The following is a 15984-nucleotide window of genomic DNA, read 5'->3' as shown; positions in this document are numbered from 1 at the left end:
GCCGCTCCCCCGTCCCCGTTCCCTCCCCGTCCCCTTCCCCGTCGCAGAATCCCTGAGCCGCAAAAGGATTCCGTCATGCCCATGCCCGCAGTGGCGGCCGAGACGCCCGCTCTTGCCCGCGAGAACGCCGTCTACCGCAAGGTCGTACGCCGCATCGTCCCCTTCCTCATCCTGTGCTACGTGGCCTCCTACCTGGACCGGGTCAACGTCGGCTTCGCGAAGCTGCAGATGTCCGATGACCTCGGGTTCAGCGAGGCGGCGTACGGCCTGGGGGCGGGCCTGTTCTTCATCGGCTACTTCCTCCTGGAGGTGCCCTCGAACCTGATGCTGCAACGCGTCGGAGCCCGCACCTGGATCGCCCGCATCATGATCAGCTGGGGCCTGGTCTCGGCGGCGTTCATGTTCGTCACCAACGAGGCGACGTTCTATGTGCTGAGGTTTCTGCTCGGTGCCGCGGAGGCGGGGTTCTACCCCGGGGTGATCCTCTACTGCACCTACTGGTTCCCCTCGCACCGCCGGGCCCGGGTGATCGCGATGTTCATGTCGGCCATCCCGGTGGCGGGCATCTTCGGCAATCCGCTCTCCGGCTGGATCATCGACGGTTTCCAGGGGGTGAACGGCTGGCAGGGCTGGCAGTGGATGTTCCTTCTGGAGGCGGTCCCCGCGCTCCTGGTCGGTGTCGTCACGCTCTTCTACCTGGACGACGGCGTGCGGGACGCGAAGTGGCTGACCGATGAGGAGAAGGCCGTCGTCGAGCGGGCGGTCGCCGACGACAGCGCGCACCGGACGGTGCACGGCCGGGTCCTGGACGCCTTCCGTGAGCCCAGGGTGTGGCTGATGTGCCTCATCTACTTCTGCTTCGTGATGGGCCAGTACGCCCTGACCTTCTGGATGCCCACGTTCGTCGAGTCCACCGGCATCGAGGGCAACGTGGCGATCGGTGTGCTCAGCGCCGTGCCGTTCGTGGCCGCGCTCGTCGCGATGAACCTGTTCGGCCGCTCGGCGGACAAGCGCCGCGAGCGACGCTGGCACCTGGTCATCCCGAGCCTGATGGGCGCCGTCGGGTTCTCGCTGGCCGCCGTGTGGAACGGGTCGACCACGCTGTCCCTGATCGCGCTGTCGGTGGCCGCGGCCGGGGTGCTGACCTGCGCTCCGCTCTTCTGGTCGCTCCCCACCGCGTTCCTGGGCGGCACCGCCGCCGCGGCGGGCCTTGCCATCATCAACTCGGTGGGCAACCTCGCCGGTTTCGTCAGCCCCTACATGATCGGCGCGCTCAAGGACGCCACCGGCTCGGCGTCGATCCCGATGTACGTCCTGGCCCTCACTCTGGTCGTGGGCGCCGTCGCGGTGCTCACCACCCAGAAGCAGGTCGTCAACCGCTGACCGGGACGTCCCGGCCCGAACGCAGGAGCCAGCATGCCGAGGTTCGCCGCGAACCTGTCCATGATGTACACCGAACACGACTTCCTCGACCGCTTCGCCGCGGCGTCGGCGGACGGCTTCGAGGCCGTCGAGTACCTCTTCCCCTACCCGTACGACGCCACCGAGCTGCGGCGCAGGCTCGATGACCACGGTCTGCGGCAGGTGCTCTTCAACGCGCCTCCCGGCGCCTGGGAGTCCGGCGAGCGCGGGATCGCGGCGCTGACCGGACGCGAGGCGGAGGCGCGCTCCGGCATCGGCCGGGCCCTGGAGTACGCGGCGGAGCTCGGCTGCCCGCGCGTGCATGTGATGGCCGGGCTGGTGGGATCGGGCGATTCGGCCGAGCACCGCGACACCTATCTGGCCAATCTCGCCTGGGCCGCGGAACGGGCCGCCGCGGCGGGCGTCGACATCCTGATCGAGCCGATCAACGGCCGCGACATGCCCGGCTACTTCCTGAACCGGCAGTCCGAAGCGCACACCGTGGTACGGGAGGTGGCGGCCCCGAACCTCAAGGTGCAACTCGACCTCTACCACTGCCAGATCGTCGAGGGCGACCTCACCACGACCCTGCGCCGCGACCTGCCGACCGGCCGGGTCGGCCATCTGCAGATCGCGGGCGTACCCGATCGCCATGAGCCCGACCGGGGCGAGCTGAACATCCGCCATCTGTTCGGCGTCATCGACGACCTGGGCTTCGACGGGTGGATCGGCTGTGAGTACATCCCCCGCGCCGGTACGAGTGAGGGGCTCGGCTGGCGACCCGACTACCGAGGAGACAACGCATGAGGATCGTCATCACGGGTGGCTTCGGCTTCCTGGGCCGGCGGGTCGCCGCCGCACTGCTCACGTCACGGACGTTCCGCGGTGTGCCGATCGACCGGCTGGTGCTCGCCGACCGCGTGGTGCCGCCCGGTTCGGCGACGGACGACCCCCTCGTGGACGTCGTCCAGGGCGAGCTGGCCGACCGGCTGGACGAGGTGTTCGCGGAGCCGGTGGATGTGCTGATCCATCTCGCCTCCGCGGTCTCGGCCGAGTGCGAGGCCGACTTCGACCTCGGTATGAGCGCCAATGTGGACACCACACGCGCGGTGCTGGAGGCCGCGCGGGCCCAGTCGGCGGCCGGCGGGCCGACGCCGCGGCTGGTGTTCTCCAGCAGTGTCGCCGTCTACGGTTCCGATCCCGCGCTACCGCTGCCGCCGGTCGTCAGCGAGTCCACCCTGCCCACCCCGAGGTCGAGCTACGGCATCCAGAAGCTCGTCTGCGAGCAGTTGATCGCGGACTACACCCGCCGCGGTTTCCTGGACGGGCGCGTCGCCCGTCTGATGACCGTGTCGGTACGGCCGGGCCAGCCGAACGCGGCCGCCTCCGGCTTCCTGTCCGGCATCATCCGCGAACCGCTCGCGGGCCTCCCGGCCACCTGCCCGGTCCACCCCGAGCTGAAGGTGGCCCTGGCCTCGCCACGGCGCACCGTCGAGGGCATCCTCCGCGTCGCGGAGGCAGAGCGCGGTGCCGGGCCGGGCCGGATCGACGGCGGGGTGCCGGTCAACCTTCCGGCGCTCACGGTCTCGGTCGCCGACATGCTGGACACGCTGCGGCAGGTGGCCGGCGACGCCGTCGCCGGCCTGGTGACGATCGCGCCCGACCCCGATGTCGAGGCCCTCGTCGGCTCGTGGCCCGCCGAGTTCGACAACGCACGGGCCGCGGCGCTCGGGCTGGCCCCCGACCCGGACTTCGCCTCGGTGGTGCGCGCCTACGCCGAAGACCACGCCGACGCGGTCGTGGACGGAGCGCACCCTTAGGGATGTCCGACGGATCTTGCGGAGCCCCTGCCACGCCGCGGACACCCCGTAGCGGCCGGGGCGACCGGGACGGTGCCGATAAACTGAAGACCATGTTCTCCAAGGTGAGCGGTCCCGTGCGGCTCGCGGATCGGGTCGCGGCGATACTCTCGGAAGAGATCGAGTCCGGACGGCTGGCCGAGGGCGACAAGCTCCCGACCGAAGTGGAGCTGGTCAAGCAGCTGGGCGTCAGCCGGACCGTCGTACGCGAGGCAGTGTCCCGGCTGCGCAACGCGGGCCTGGTCGAACCCCGTCAGGGGCTCGGCGTGTTCGTGATGCCGCGCCGCACCCGGCCACTGGACCTGGAGGCCGAGACCGCCGAGGACACCAAGTCCAAGGTGCGGCAGATCGTGGAGGTGCGCCGCCCCATCGAGGGCGAGGCGGCGTACCTCGCGGCCACCCGGGCCACCCCGGCCGACCTCGCCCGGATGCGTCAGGCCCTGGAGGCCATCGACATGGCGGTGGCGGCCGGTGGCGACGGCGTGGACGAGGATCTCGCCTTCCACCGCTCCGTCGCCGAATCGACCGGGAACGCGGTGATGCTCTCCACGCTGCGCTACCTCGGAGAGGTGCTGCGCGGCGGAATCCGCGTCACGCGTGCGAACGAGGCACGCCGCGGCGACTTCCTCGAAGCGGTCCGGCAGGAGCACCACGCCATCCTGGCCGCCATCGAGGCCCGCGACGCCGAGGCGGCCCGCGACGCGGCGCTGCTCCACCTGAGGCACGCGGCGTCCCGGCTGCACGACGCGGACGAGGGGTTCTGGACCGAGACCGAGAACCTCGAGGTGGATCTCGACGCCGCGCCCTGAGACACGATGCGCGGCACGTGGCGCTCAGCGGCCCGGGGGCGGCGTGGTGGGCCCGGCGGGTCCGCCCGCCGCCGCGTCGGTGTAGCGGCGGGCCAGGTGGGCGAAGGCGGCTTTGAGTTCGGCCGGCCCGATGACCTCGATGCCGGCGTCGAACCTGCCGATGGTGGCGGCCAGTCCGGGCCATGACCACGCGCCCAGGACGAGTCGGCAGCGGTCCGGGCCGAGTTCCTCCACGACTCCGTCGTGGGCGAAGGGGGAGACATCGGCGGCGGGGAGGTCGAGGATCACCTCGCCACGGCAGGGCCAGCCGCCGGGCCCGTCGGACCCCTGGAACCTGCTCGCGACGAAGGCGGCCACATCCCCGCCGGGCACATCGCGCGGGGTGAAGCGGGGGCCCGTCGGGGTGCGCGGGGTGATCCGGTCGACGCGGAAGGTGCGCCAGTCCTCGCGGTCGAGGTCCCAGGCGACGAGATACCAGCGCCCGCCCCGGGTGACGAGGTGGTGCGGCTCCGCCCGGCGCGGCGGAGTGGCGGCGGGGGCGTCGTCGGGGGCGCCCGGTGCGGACACGGGGGCGTAGTCGAAGCGCAGCACCTCGCGGGCGCGGACGGCCGCGCTGAGGCCCATGAGCACCCGCGGGTCGACCTGCGGATTCGGCCGGGTCCCGGCCGCTTCCACGGCGGTGACCTGGAGGGCGTCAATACGATGGCGCAGCCGCGCGGGCAGCACCTGCCGGACGGTGCTCAGCGCACGCGCGGCCGCTTCCTCGATGCCCGCCCCGGTGGCGGTGGCGGTCTGAAGCGCCACGGTGAGGGCCACGGCCTGGTCGTCGTCGAACAGCAGCGGTGGCAGTTCCGTACCGGCGCCGAGCCGGTAGCCCCCGTCGGGGCCCTTGGCGGCCACGATGGGGTAGCCGAGCTCGCGCAGGCGGTCGACATCGCGGCGCACGGTGCGCGGGCTGACCTCCAGCCGCTCGGCCAGCAGCTGCCCGGGCCAGTCCCGGCGCGCCTGGAGCAGCGAGAGCAGGGAGAGCAGTCGCGCTGAGGTCTTCGGCATGACTCCCATTCTGCTCCGGGTAGCGGCCACAACCTGTCCGCTTCCCCTGCGACTGTTCTCTCCGTCAGAACAACCAGAACGACCAGAAGGACCCGATCACCGTGACCGCCACCACCATGTCCTCCTCCGAGCTCGACAGCGAGCGGGCCGATCTGCTCGCCGAGCTCGCCACCGCGCGATCCGCCCTCACCACCACGGTGCGCGGGCTCGGCGACGAACAGGCCGGCGAGCGTCCGACGGCCAGCGCGCTGTGCCTGGGCGGGCTGATCAAGCACGTCGCGGCCATCGAGGAGGGATGGCTGCGCTTCGTACTCGAAGGCCCTTCGGCACTGCGTTTCGACCTGCCCGACGGTGTCACCTGGGCCGACCTCGCGGCCGGTACCGCACGTGAGATCCCGCAGTGGGCGATCGACAACCAGAACAACTTCCAGCTGCTGCCCGGTGAGACGCTGGCCGGGATCCTCCAGCGCTATGCGGAGGTCGCCGCCCGGAGCGAGGAGATCATCACCACCATCCCCGATCTGTCCGCGACGCATCCGCTGCCGGATGCGCCCTGGAACGAGCCGGGGGCGGTGCACAGCGTGCGCCGGGTGCTGATGCACGTCATCGCCGAGACCGCCCAGCACGCCGGGCACGCGGACATCATCCGCGAGTCGCTCGACGGACAGAAATCAAGCTGACCGCCGACCGGATCTCCTCGGAACCGTGCCGGTGACGGCCGTCACCGGCACGGTTCCGGAACCCGAGAGCCACGGAACCGAAGGGAACGGCGCGACTGTGAAGACGCGTGAGCTGGGGCGGACCGGTATCCGGGTCAGCCCCTACTGCCTGGGCACGATGATGTTCGGCCGGGCGGGCAACCCCGATCATGACGACTGTGTCCGGATCATCCACCGGGCGCTGGACTCGGGGATCAACTTCGTCGACACCGCCGATGTCTACGGACCCCACGGGGAGTCCGAGGACATTGTGGGCAAGGCGCTGAAGGGGCGGCGTGACGACATCGTGCTGGCCACCAAGGTCAACGGCACGATGGGCGACGGCCCCAACCGAGGCGGCAGCTCCCGGCGCTGGATCATCGCCGAGGTCGAGCAGTCGCTGCGGCGTCTGGGGACCGACCACATCGACCTCTATCAGGTACACCATCCCGACCCGCACACCGATATCGAGGAGACGCTCTCCGCCCTGACCGATCTGGTGCGCAGCGGCAAGGTGCGCGCCATCGGGTCCTCCAACCTCCCGGCCTCGGAGATCGTCGAGGCGCAGTGGGTCGCCGACCGGCGCGGATTGCACCGCTTCCGCACCGAGCAGCCCCCGTACTCCATCCTCAACCGCGCCATCGAGCGGGAGGTCCTGCCGGTCTGCCGGCGCTACGGCATGGGCGTGCTGGTGTGGAGTCCGCTGGCGATGGGCCTGCTCACCGGCCGCTACCGCAAGGGCGGGCCCACGGTGCGGAACGCGCGGATGAAGTGGGTGCCCCGGCATCTGACCGACGAGCGCAAACTCGACGCCGTGGAGCGGCTCATCCCGCTGGCCGAGGAGGCCGGTCTGTCGCTGACCCACCTGGCGATGGCCTTCGCCATCACCCACCCCGGCGTCACCTCGGCCATCATCGGGCCGCGCACCATGGAGCAGTTGGAGGACCTCCTGGCCGGGGCCGCGGTCGCCCTCGATGACGACGTCCTCGACCGGATCGACCGGATCGTGGCGCCCGGAACCGACATCGGCCCGCTCGATGTGTCCTATACCCCGCCATCCGTCCAACGCCCGGCGCTACGGCGGCGACCGGCCGACGAGCGCGCCGGGGTGGCACGATGACCGTTCTCGGCAACCGGGCGCTGGGCCGTGCGACGCTCGCCCGGCAGTTGCTGCTCGACCGTGCCGATGTGCCGGTCGTCGACGCCGTCGCGCACCTGTGCGGTATGCAGGCGCAAGAGCCGCAGGAGCCGTTCACCGGGCTCTGGTCACGGCTGCGCGCGTTCGACCCGGGCGCCCTCTCCGACCTGCTGACCGGGCGAAGCGTGGTGCGCACCCACCTCATGCGCCGCACGGTCCATCTCCTCACCGCCGATGACATCGTGGCCTGGCGCGCCCGCCACGACGCCATGCTGCGCCAGCGGGTGCTCGGGACCTACCGCCGCGAGCTGGAGGGGATAGATCTCGGCGAACTCGCCGCCGCGGGCCGGGCGGTGATGGCCGACGGCGAGCCCCGCTCGATGGCCGAGCTGGTGCGGACGCTCTCCGACCGCTGGCCCGCCCCGGCACCGCGGGCACTGGGCGAGATGCTGATCGCCGCCCTCGTCCCGGTGGCGCAGACGCCGCCGCGCGGGCTGTGGCGCTCCCGGGGAGGGGTGCGCAACGTCCTGCTCTCCTCCTGGCTGGGCCGACAGGTGGACGCGCCCGCCCCCGACGGCTCCGACCCGGTCGGCCAGGCGCTGGTACGGCGCTATCTGGCCGCCTTCGGCCCCGCGGCCTCGGCCGATCTGCGCGCCTGGTGCGGCCTCGCCGGGCTCCCGGCCGCGGTGGCCGCGCTACGGGAGGAACTGGTCACCTTCCGCGATGAACGCGGCCGGGAGCTGTTCGACCTCCCCGGCGCGCCACGTCCCGACCCCGACACACCGGCGCCGGTGCGGTTCCTGCCCGCGTTCGACAACGCGATCCTCGGTTTCCACGACCGCGGCCGGATCATCGACGACGCCCACCGCGGCCTTTCGGTGGCCGGGGAGCGCGTGGTGCTGGTGGACGGCCGTGTCGCCGCGACCTGGAGGGTCGACGCCGCCACCGTGGTCGTCACCCCGCTGGGCCGCCTCTCCTCGGCCGACCGCGCCGCCGTCGGCGAGGAGGGCCGGGAACTGGCGTCGTTCCTCTCCGACGGCGAGAGCCACCGCGTGCGCGTCGCCACGTCGTCAGGCTGAGCGACGCCAACGGGCCGCCTGAGTCAGGGCGCGGGGTCCTGCTGGCGCAGCGGTGTGGTCCGGTCGCCGGACGCGGGGCCGGCGGTCGGTACGGGACGGCCACGGGGGCGGGCGAAGTGGCGCATCATCGGCACCTCGACGCCGCGCCACAGCAGCAGCGACACCGCCACGCAGAACGCCGACACCACCACGGACAACAGTGCGGCGGTCACCGTGTCGAACGTCCGCCGGTCCAGCAGCACCCGGATCTCGTACAGCAGCGGGAAGTGGACCATGTACAGCGCGAAGGACGCCTCGCCCAGCAGCACCGGGCCACGGCGCCCGAGCAGGCTCTGCCGCCCTTCGATATCGCGGGTGGCGATGGCCGGGATGAGGGCGGCCATCGGCAGACAGGTCGCGGCTCCCCACAGGTACTCCTCGGGCAGTTCCGTCCGCGCCGCGAAGACTCCCGCCAGGGCGAGCAGCGGCCACCGCGGACGCAGCGTCGGCCAGCGGCCGAGCTGGACCGCCCGCGCGAGCACCAGTCCGAGGATGAACTCCAGCAGCCGCACCGGCGGGAAGAAGTAGATCAGCCACCAGCGCTCCGTCGAGAGCGGCGACCAACCCCCGGGCGCCGCCTCGTCGGTGACGGCCATCGCCACCAGCGGCATCGTCACCACCAGCCCCGCCACCAGGGCGATCACCGGCCAGAGCAGCCGCTCCGGGAGCGCGCGCACCGGCCGGATCAGCAGCGGGAAGAGGAGGTAGAAGAACGCCTCGCAGGAGATGGACCAGGTCACCGGATTGACACTGCTGAAGTCGGCCATGTCCGGCACCCAGGCGTGCACCAGCAGCAGATTCCGGACCGCCTCCCCCAGCCCCGGGTCCGGCACCGGGAGCAACGCGGCGGTGCCCGTCGCCATGAGCAGGCCCAGCATCAGTGACCAGGTCACCACATGGTTGGGGAAGATCTTCACCAGCCGGCGGCGCCAGAACCGGACCGCGGTGTCGGCCGGAGAGGCGTTCCACGCCAGTACGAAACCGCTGAGCAGGAAGAACGAGGAGACCGCCGCCGCGCTCGCCATGGACGAGGCGTCGGCGGCCTCATAGACCCCCTGGTCCTCGAAGAATCTGCCCAGCGTCAGCACATGGCCCGCCAACACCACACCGGCCAGCAGAAAGCGAAGCCCCGTCAACGACGGCAGCCGATCGCCACGCGGCAACACACCGGCCAAGGGAGACCCCTTCCCATACGGAACAGCCACAGCACCCACGAGCCTGCCCGTCGCACCGCCCCGGCCCCAATACCGCCACTACGGGAACATCCAGGCGAACACCACCACCCGCGGAGGGGCGCGTCAGCGCGCGCCCGGGAGCACGGGCGAGAGCCGGTAGGCGTTCTCGTGGGTGATCACATGACCGGCGGTGGGCGGCGGGAAGTGGGTGCCCAGCAGAAGGGTGCCCGTGTCGGCGAGGGCGCCGAACAGCTTGCGGCGGGTGGCCTCGGACTGCTCGGGGGCGATGTCGACACACGAGCCGATGGCGGGGTGGGCGAGCTGGACGGGGTGGTGGACGCAGTCGCCCGTGATCAGCGCCCGCTCGTCGCGGCTGTCGAGCTGGAGGGCGATATGGCCGGGGGTGTGCCCGGGGGTGGGGATCAGCCGCAGTCCGGGGATGACCTCGGTGCCCTCGTCCGGGACGTCGACCAGGTCGAGCCGTCCCGCGTCCTCGACCGGGATCACGGAGTCGAGGAACATCTGGGTGCGCGGCTCGTCCATGTCGTAGGTCGCCCAGAACTCCCGCTCGGTGCGGGAGGTGAGGTAGCGCGCGTGCGGAAAGGTGGGCACCCACGCACCGTCCACCTCATGGGTGTTCCAGCCGACGTGATCGGTGTGCAGATGGGTGAGGATCACCAGGTCGATGGATTCCCGGGGGAACCCGGCGGCGGCCAGGCGCTCCAGGTAGTCGGTCCGCAGACCGTGCCAGGCCGGGTTGGCCCGCGTCTTGCCGTTGCCGATGCCGGTGTCGACCAGGACCCGCGCCCCGCCCACCTCGAAGGCGAAGCTGTGGCTCGCGATGCGCAGGGTGCCGTCCTGGTCGGCGAAGTCGGGGCGCAGCCAGTCCTGTCGCGAGACCACGTCCGCGGTGGCGTCGGGCAGCAGCCACGGCCCGGTCCGCGGCGGCAGGAGCACCTCGTCGATGCGGTGGACGGCGATGTCGCCCACGGTCCAGAAGGGGATGCCGATGGCCTGGGGTGTGTGCATGGCCTGCTCTCTCCAAACGCAATCTGTTTGCCTTAAGGCACGGTAGGCCCTACAGTCGACTAACGCAAACAGTTAGCTTTTATCCCCATGGGATCTCGTCGAGGGAGACGCCTTGTCCGCCGCAGAACTCACCCCTCCGGAGGCGGCCCACTGGGCCGCACGCGCCGGGCTCCCGCTGCCGGCCGAGCGCCACGCCGCCGCGGCGGCCACCGCCAACCACATCCACGCCGTCGTCGCCGTCCTGCGCGAGCTGGACTTCGGCGACACCCCGCCCGCCCCCGCCTACCGCGCCGGAGAGGAGCGGCACGATGCGGCCGTATGAGCTGTCCCTCACCGCGGCCGCCGACGCGATCCGGACCGGGCGGCTGTCCCCCGTCGAGCTGGTGGACTCCGTCCTGGACCGCGTCGAGCGGCTGGAACCGCGGCTGAACGCCTACGCCACGGTGACGGCGGAGCAGGCGCGCCGGACGGCGCGCGAGGCCGCGGACGACGCCGCGGCCGGCCGCCTCCGCGGCCCGCTGCACGGCATCCCGATGGGCCTGAAGGACCTGATCGACGTCGCGGGTGTGGCCACCACCGCGAGCTCCCGGGTCCGCGCCGACCACCGCGCCCAGGCGGACAGCACGGTCGCCGCCCGCCTGAGCGCGTCCGGCGCGGTCCTGGTCGGCAAGACCCACACCCATGAGTTCGCCTACGGGCTGACCACTCCGCAGACCCGCAACGCCTGGGACTCCGGCCGGGTCGCGGGCGGCTCCAGCGGCGGATCCGCCGTGGCCGTCGCCGCGGGCACCGCGGCCTTCGCTCTGGGCACCGACACCGGCGGATCCATCCGCGTCCCCGCCGCGCTCAACGGGGTCGTCGGACTCAAGCCGACGTACGGCCTCGTCCCCCGCCACGGCGTCACCTCCCTGTCGTGGTCGCTGGACCACGTCGGCCCCCTCACCCGCACCGTCGAGGACCAGGCCCTGGTCCTGGCGGTCCTGGCCGGGCACGACCCCCGCGACCCCGCCTCCCTGGCCGTCCCTGCCCAGGACTATCGGCCGGGCGCGGCCGAGGATCTGACGGGACTGCGCGTCGGCGTGCCGCGCAACTACTACTTCGAGCACGTCGACGCGGAGGTGGAGGCCGTGGTCCGGCGGGCCGTCGACCGGCTGGAGGCCCTCGGCGCCCGCCTCGTCGAGGTCGAGATCCCCATGACCCGCTATATCCAGGCCACTCAGTGGGGCCTGATGGTGCCGGAGGCCACCGCCTACCACGAGCGCACCCTGCGCGCGGCACCGGAGCTGTACCAGGCGGATGTGCGCATCCTGCTGGAGGCGGGCGAGCTGATGCCCGCCGGGGACTATCTGCGCGCCCAGCGCTCCCGGACGCTGATGCGGCGCGAGTGGGCGCGCATGCTGGAGGACGTCGATGTGATCGCCGCCCCGACGGTCCCGGCGACCGCGGTGCCGTCCGGCCAGGAGACGATCACCTGGCCGGACGGCACCGTCGAAGCCGTCTCCGACGCCTATGTGCGCCTCTCGGCCCCCGCCAACCTCACCGGGGTGCCGTCGCTGTCCGTCCCGGTCGGCCACGACACGGCGGGCCTGCCGATCGGCATGCAGCTGCTCGGGCGTCCGCTCGGGGAGCGCGTGCTCCTGCGGGTCGGTCACGCCTACGAGCGGACGCGGCCCGCCCGCGAGCCGGCGCCCGCGGCCCGACGCGTCCACTGAGGAGCCCCGGGGCGCACCACCTCCCCAGAAGCAACGGATTTGCTTTAAGGTGGGATGAATGAGCAGGCAGATGGTGCGCCCCGGGGGGCGCAGCGCCCGGGTCCAGGCATCGGTGCACACCGCCGTGCGCGAGCTCGAGGCGGAGGTGGGCCGCGACGCTCTGACGGTGCCGCTGATCGCCCAGCGCGCGGGCGTCACCCCCTCCACGATCTACCGCCGCTGGGGAGACCTCACCCAACTGCTGTCGGACGTGGCGGTCGAGCGCCTGCGGCCCGAGACCACGCCCCAGGACCACGGCGGTCTGGAGTCCGATCTGACGGCCTGGGCCGAGCAGTTCCTCGACGAGATGGCCTCCCCGGCCGGACGTGCCTACATCCGCGACGCCCTGCTCGGCGACCCGGACGGCAGCAACGCCGGCCAGTGCTCGGCCTACGCCGCCGACCAGGTCGATGTCATCCTGGCCCGCGCGGCCGAACGCGGGGAGGGCACCCCCGGCGTCGAGTCGGTCGTCGACCACGTCGTGGCGCCTCTGATGTACCGCATCCTCTTCCGCCCCGCCGGGCTGGACGCCGCGCATGCCCGCGGACTCGTGGCGGGGCTCCTCGAAGGGAGCGCCGCCGAGAGGTGAGACCGGCCGATGAGCGCCGGGCGAGTCAGCCGCGCGGGGCCGGAGTGCGCAGGAAGTCCGAGAGCGCCTCCAGCAGCCGGTCCACGTCCTCGGTGCTGGTGTAGGGGGCCAGGCCGATGCGCAGTCCCCCGGTGTCGCCCAGGCCCAGCCTGCGGGATGCCTCCACCGCGTAGAACGAACCGGAGGGGGCGTCGACGCCACGGCCTGCGAGGTAGCGGTAGGCGTCGGTGGTGTCACGGCCGTCGATGGTCAGCAGCACGGTCGGGGTGCGGTCCGCGGCCCGGGAGTGGATGGTGAGCGGGTCGAGGGCGGCCAGCCCCTCGTCGACGCGCCCGCGCAGCGTGGCCTCATGCTCTTCGAGGGCCGCGAACGACGACGCCAGCCGCTCCCTGCGGCTGCCTTCGGCGCCGGGGTCGAGGGTGGCGAGGAAGTCGACGGCGGCACGGGTCCCGGCGAGGAATTCATAGGGCAGGGTGCCGAATTCGAAGCGCTCGGGGACGGCGTTCGTCGAGGGGAGCAGCTTGTCCGGGGTCAGGGTCTCCAGGAGCTCGGGGCCGCCTGCCAGCACCCCGAGGTGGGGGCCGAGGAACTTGTAGGGGGAGCAGACGAAGAAGTCCGCTCCGAGCCGCCGGATGTCGACATGGGCGTGGGCGGCGTAGTGCACGCCGTCGACGTGGAGCAGCGCCCCGGCCGCGTGCACCCGCCGGGAGATCTCCGGGATGTCCGGGCGGGTGCCGATCAGGTTCGAGGCGGCGGTGACCGCCACCAGCCGGGTGCGGTCGCCGAGCTGGGCACTGATGTCATCGGGCGTCAGCTCGCCGGTGGCGGGGTCGAAGTCGGCCCAGCGCACGGTGGCCCCGGCGGCCTCGGCGGCCTGGACCCAGGGGCGGATGTTGGAGTCGTGGTCCAGCCGGGACACCACCACCTCGTCGCCCGGTGACCAGGTCTTGGCGAGGGTGCGGGAGAAGTCGTAGATGAGGGCGGTGGCGCTGCGCCCGAAGACGATCCCGGCCGGGTCGGCGCCGAGCAGATCGGCCATGGCCTGCCGGGCCGACCGGACCAGGGCCTCGGCGTTGCGCTCCCCCGCGGTGAGGTGGCCGCGGTTGGCCAGGGGGTTGGCCAGCGCGTCGGAGACGGCCTCGATGACGGGGAGCGGGGTCTGGGTGCCTCCCGGGCCGTCGAAGTGGGCCGACCCGGCCTTCAGCGCGGGGAACTGTGCGCGGATGGCGGTGATGTCGTATGTCACGAGCGGCTCCTTGCAGAGTGCCTTGGCGAGCGGGTGACCAGGGCGATCTTAGGCGGGCGCGGGTGCGGAACGGCAGGGGGCGAGGACGGGCCGCCGCGCCGGGGAGAGGTGTCCGGCGCCCGGACGGCCACCCTGATTGAATCTGTGCGTATGAGGATGAATCACCATCCTCTTCCGCCGCGCAGGACCGGACGCAGAAGGCGGTGGCGCCGACGTGAGCAGCGACTCTCCTCCCCCGCGCGAGCGACCGGGAGGGCGGGGCGTACGCCCTCGGCGTGGCATGACCGGCGGATCGGCGGGGCGGGCCTCGCGGGCGGTGGCGCGGGCCCGCCGTTCCGGCTCCGCGGCCCTGACGGCGGCGGTGCGCCGGGCGGGGGACAAGAACGGACGGGTCCATCCCGGGCTGCGGCTGGCCGCCGCGTACGCATGGCGTCTGATGGTCATCGGGGTGGCCGTCTATCTGGCGTTCACGGTGCTGGGGCGGTTCGAGCTCGTCGCGATCGCGGTGTTCCTGGCGCTGGTGGCGACCGCCTTGCTGCGCCCGCTGGCCGATCTGCTGGCGCGGGTGTGCCCCAGGCCGCTGGCGGTGGCGCTGGCGGTGTTCGGCACGCTGTTCGCGGTGTTGGGGCTGCTGGCGCTGGTGGGGACCGCGGCGGCCGCGGAGGCGGGCCGGCTGGTGGGTGAGCTGCGCGGCGGGATCGGGCGGATCGAGCGGTGGCTGGAGGGGCCGCCGTTCCATGTGCGGCACGGTGCGCTGTCGGGGGCCCACGACAAGATCACCGCCTTTGTGTCACAGCATCGCGCGGCTCTGATCAGCAGGGCGCTCAGCAGTGCGGGGCGGGTCGTGGAGGCGGGCACGGCGCTGTTCCTGGCCCTGTTCTGTTCGATCTTCTTCGTCCATTCCGGCGACCGGATGTGGCAGTGGTTCCGGGGCCAGCTCCCCGAGCGCGCCCGGTCCCCGTGGGACCGGGCGGCGCGGGCGGCGTGGACCACCTTCGCCGGGTACACCCGGGGCATCATCGTCGTGGCCGCCTCCAACGCGACGCTGGTCGGCATCGCCCTGTTCCTGCTGCGGGTGCCGCTGGCCCTGCCGCTGACGCTGCTGGTCTTCTTCGCGACGTTCGTCCCGCTGATCGGTTCGCCGATCGCGCTGGCGGTGGCGACGGTGGTGGCCCTGGCCGGGCGGGGTCCGGCCATCGCGGCCGTGGTGCTGTTGCTGATCGTGGCGGTCGGTCAGTTCGAGGGCCATGTCCTGCATCCGCTGGTGATGAGCTGGGCGGTGCGGCTCCATCCGGTGGTGGTGGCGATTTCGGTCATCGCCGGGACCATCGTGGCGGGGGTGGTCGGGGCGGTGGTGGCCGTGCCCATGGTGTCCGTCGCCTGGTCGGTGACGCGGGCGCTGCGCGGGCGGCCGCCGGGCGAAGCCTGACCGGCGCCGTGGCCGGGACACCCGTGCGCAAGCGGCATCGCTTCAGCGGCGGGAACACCCGTACGCCTGCGGCCGGAACATGCCCCTATAAATTGCATCTAAGATTCGCATTAACGCAATCTGCCGCCATGCGGCTGACGAAGTCAACGGATCTGGCGCTCCGCACGATCATGCGGCTGGCGGTCACCGGCGCCGAGCCCTGCACCGCCCGGCAGGTCGCCGGGGAGATGCAGGTGCCCTACAGCCACCTGGCCAAGGTGGCGGCCCGGCTGCAGCACTTGGGCCTGATCGAGACGCGGCGCGGACGGGGCGGCGGGCTGACGCTCACCGCGACCGGTCGCACCGCCTCGGTCGGCCAGCTGGTCCGGGAGCTCGAGGGGGTCGGCGATGTCGTCGACTGCGAGGGGGACGTGCCGTGCCCGCTGCGGCAGGGCTGCCGGCTGCGGATGGCGCTGCGCCGGGCGCAGGAGGCGTTCCTCGCCTCGCTCGATCCCCTCACGGTCGACGACCTGGTGGCGTCCCCGACCGGTCCGGTGCTGCTGGGGCTGGTCGGGCGCGCACCCGGGCTGTCTCCATGAGGCCGCCGTCCGGGTTGCGGAGCCCGGATCCCGTCCCGCCGAGCCGTGCCGACACGGAGGTCACCATGTCCGGTTCACTCATGCCGTTGAATACGAATCTGAGATACCAGT

General features: G+C 72.4%; 16 protein-coding genes. 12 read left to right on the top strand and 4 right to left on the bottom strand.

All coding sequences use genetic code 11. The features are described from left to right. Window positions 1-75 precede the first annotated feature (75 nt). The 4 genes from JK364_RS18410 (at window position 76) to JK364_RS18395 (ending at window position 4069) form a co-directional block, all read left to right on the top strand. Window positions 76-1383, top strand: coding sequence for an MFS transporter (locus JK364_RS18410; protein ID WP_201852183.1), 1308 nt, complete (start codon window positions 76-78; stop codon window positions 1381-1383). 33 nt (window positions 1384-1416) lie between these two features. Then, window positions 1417-2208, top strand: a complete 792-nt coding sequence (gene otnI / locus JK364_RS18405; RefSeq protein WP_201852182.1) for a 2-oxo-tetronate isomerase — start codon at window positions 1417-1419, stop codon at window positions 2206-2208. Continuing rightward, complete coding sequence (denD, locus tag JK364_RS18400; RefSeq protein WP_201852181.1) at window positions 2205-3221, top strand: D-erythronate dehydrogenase; 1017 nt, start codon at window positions 2205-2207, stop codon at window positions 3219-3221. Before otnI ends, denD begins: the two co-directional genes overlap by 4 nt. A 92-nt stretch (window positions 3222-3313) precedes the next feature. Then, entirely contained in the window at window positions 3314-4069 is a 756-nt protein-coding gene (locus tag JK364_RS18395; protein ID WP_201852180.1) for a FadR/GntR family transcriptional regulator, read from the top strand. Between the two features lie 24 nt (window positions 4070-4093). Here the strand turns inward: JK364_RS18395 and JK364_RS18390 are convergent, their stop codons facing one another. Then, complete coding sequence (locus JK364_RS18390) at window positions 4094-5122, bottom strand: helix-turn-helix transcriptional regulator (RefSeq protein ID WP_201852179.1); 1029 nt, start codon at window positions 5120-5122, stop codon at window positions 4094-4096. Window positions 5123-5223: 101 nt separating this feature from the next. On the opposite strand from JK364_RS18390, the gene JK364_RS18385 reads away from it, so the two are divergent. The 3 genes from JK364_RS18385 to JK364_RS18375 all read left to right on the top strand — a co-directional run bounded on the left by JK364_RS18385 (window position 5224) and on the right by JK364_RS18375 (window position 8037). After that, window positions 5224-5802, top strand: a complete 579-nt coding sequence (locus JK364_RS18385) for a DinB family protein (RefSeq protein WP_201852178.1) — start codon at window positions 5224-5226, stop codon at window positions 5800-5802. Between the two features lie 97 nt (window positions 5803-5899). Continuing rightward, the gene (locus tag JK364_RS18380; protein WP_201852177.1) at window positions 5900-6940 is read left to right on the top strand and encodes an aldo/keto reductase; all 1041 of its coding nucleotides are present in this window, start codon (window positions 5900-5902) and stop codon (window positions 6938-6940) included. Then, window positions 6937-8037, top strand: coding sequence for a winged helix DNA-binding domain-containing protein (locus JK364_RS18375; RefSeq protein WP_201852176.1), 1101 nt, complete (start codon window positions 6937-6939; stop codon window positions 8035-8037). Before JK364_RS18380 ends, JK364_RS18375 begins: the two co-directional genes overlap by 4 nt. Before the next feature lie 23 nt (window positions 8038-8060). On the opposite strand, the gene JK364_RS18370 is transcribed toward JK364_RS18375, so the two are convergent. After that, window positions 8061-9242 carry an acyltransferase family protein gene (locus JK364_RS18370; protein WP_307841324.1) on the bottom strand — a complete coding sequence of 394 codons (1182 nt, stop codon included), beginning with the start codon at window positions 9240-9242 and terminating at the stop codon, window positions 8061-8063. Between the two features lie 132 nt (window positions 9243-9374). Next, entirely contained in the window at window positions 9375-10280 is a 906-nt protein-coding gene (locus JK364_RS18365; protein WP_201852174.1) for an MBL fold metallo-hydrolase, read from the bottom strand. A 112-nt stretch (window positions 10281-10392) separates the two neighbouring features. Here JK364_RS18365 and JK364_RS18360 point away from each other — a divergent pair, with 112 nt between their 5' ends. The 3 genes from JK364_RS18360 to JK364_RS18350 are packed head-to-tail and all read left to right on the top strand — an operon-like array spanning window position 10393 to window position 12620. Further along, window positions 10393-10602, top strand: a complete 210-nt coding sequence (locus tag JK364_RS18360) for a hypothetical protein (RefSeq protein ID WP_201852173.1) — start codon at window positions 10393-10395, stop codon at window positions 10600-10602. Then, window positions 10589-11992 (top strand): amidase, encoded by a 1404-nt coding sequence (locus JK364_RS18355; RefSeq protein ID WP_201852172.1) that lies wholly within the window; start codon window positions 10589-10591, stop codon window positions 11990-11992. The genes JK364_RS18360 and JK364_RS18355 overlap by 14 nt, the downstream gene beginning before the upstream one ends. A 58-nt stretch (window positions 11993-12050) precedes the next feature. Continuing rightward, on the top strand, window positions 12051-12620 hold the full coding sequence (locus JK364_RS18350) for a TetR/AcrR family transcriptional regulator (RefSeq protein WP_201852171.1): 570 nt from the start codon (window positions 12051-12053) through the stop codon (window positions 12618-12620). Between the two features lie 25 nt (window positions 12621-12645). Here JK364_RS18350 and JK364_RS18345 read toward each other — a convergent pair whose 3' ends face one another. Next, window positions 12646-13866 (bottom strand): cysteine desulfurase-like protein, encoded by a 1221-nt coding sequence (locus JK364_RS18345; protein ID WP_201852170.1) that lies wholly within the window; start codon window positions 13864-13866, stop codon window positions 12646-12648. A 280-nt stretch (window positions 13867-14146) separates the two neighbouring features. On the opposite strand from JK364_RS18345, the gene JK364_RS18340 reads away from it, so the two are divergent. Together JK364_RS18340 and JK364_RS18335 are read left to right on the top strand one after the other, a co-directional pair. Continuing rightward, window positions 14147-15295 (top strand): AI-2E family transporter, encoded by a 1149-nt coding sequence (locus tag JK364_RS18340; protein ID WP_230992105.1) that lies wholly within the window; start codon window positions 14147-14149, stop codon window positions 15293-15295. 128 nt (window positions 15296-15423) lie between these two features. Then, on the top strand, window positions 15424-15873 hold the full coding sequence (locus tag JK364_RS18335) for an RrF2 family transcriptional regulator (RefSeq protein WP_201852169.1): 450 nt from the start codon (window positions 15424-15426) through the stop codon (window positions 15871-15873). The last annotated feature ends 111 nt before the right edge of the window (window positions 15874-15984 follow it).

This window comes from Streptomyces endocoffeicus, assembly GCF_016741935.1.
Lineage (GTDB): Bacteria > Actinomycetota > Actinomycetes > Streptomycetales > Streptomycetaceae > Streptomyces > Streptomyces endocoffeicus.
The sequence above is the reverse complement of the archived record's forward strand: the minus strand, read 5'-3'. Positions and strand labels throughout refer to the sequence as shown.

Excerpts from the sequence above, each read along its gene's own strand:
- JK364_RS18410 (WP_201852183.1), top strand. The coding sequence starts at position 76 with ATGCCCATGCCCGCAGTGGCGGCCGAGACGCCCGCTCTTGCCCGCGAG.
- otnI (WP_201852182.1), top strand. The coding sequence starts at position 1,417 with ATGCCGAGGTTCGCCGCGAACCTGTCCATGATGTACACCGAACACGAC.
- denD (WP_201852181.1), top strand. The coding sequence starts at position 2,205 with ATGAGGATCGTCATCACGGGTGGCTTCGGCTTCCTGGGCCGGCGGGTC.
- JK364_RS18395 (WP_201852180.1), top strand. The coding sequence starts at position 3,314 with ATGTTCTCCAAGGTGAGCGGTCCCGTGCGGCTCGCGGATCGGGTCGCG.
- JK364_RS18390 (WP_201852179.1), bottom strand. The coding sequence starts at position 5,122 with ATGCCGAAGACCTCAGCGCGACTGCTCTCCCTGCTCTCGCTGCTCCAG.
- JK364_RS18375 (WP_201852176.1), top strand. The coding sequence starts at position 6,937 with ATGACCGTTCTCGGCAACCGGGCGCTGGGCCGTGCGACGCTCGCCCGG.
- JK364_RS18365 (WP_201852174.1), bottom strand. The coding sequence starts at position 10,280 with ATGCACACACCCCAGGCCATCGGCATCCCCTTCTGGACCGTGGGCGAC.
- JK364_RS18355 (WP_201852172.1), top strand. The coding sequence starts at position 10,589 with ATGCGGCCGTATGAGCTGTCCCTCACCGCGGCCGCCGACGCGATCCGG.
- JK364_RS18350 (WP_201852171.1), top strand. The coding sequence starts at position 12,051 with ATGAGCAGGCAGATGGTGCGCCCCGGGGGGCGCAGCGCCCGGGTCCAG.
- JK364_RS18340 (WP_230992105.1), top strand. The coding sequence starts at position 14,147 with ATGACCGGCGGATCGGCGGGGCGGGCCTCGCGGGCGGTGGCGCGGGCC.
- JK364_RS18335 (WP_201852169.1), top strand. The coding sequence starts at position 15,424 with ATGCGGCTGACGAAGTCAACGGATCTGGCGCTCCGCACGATCATGCGG.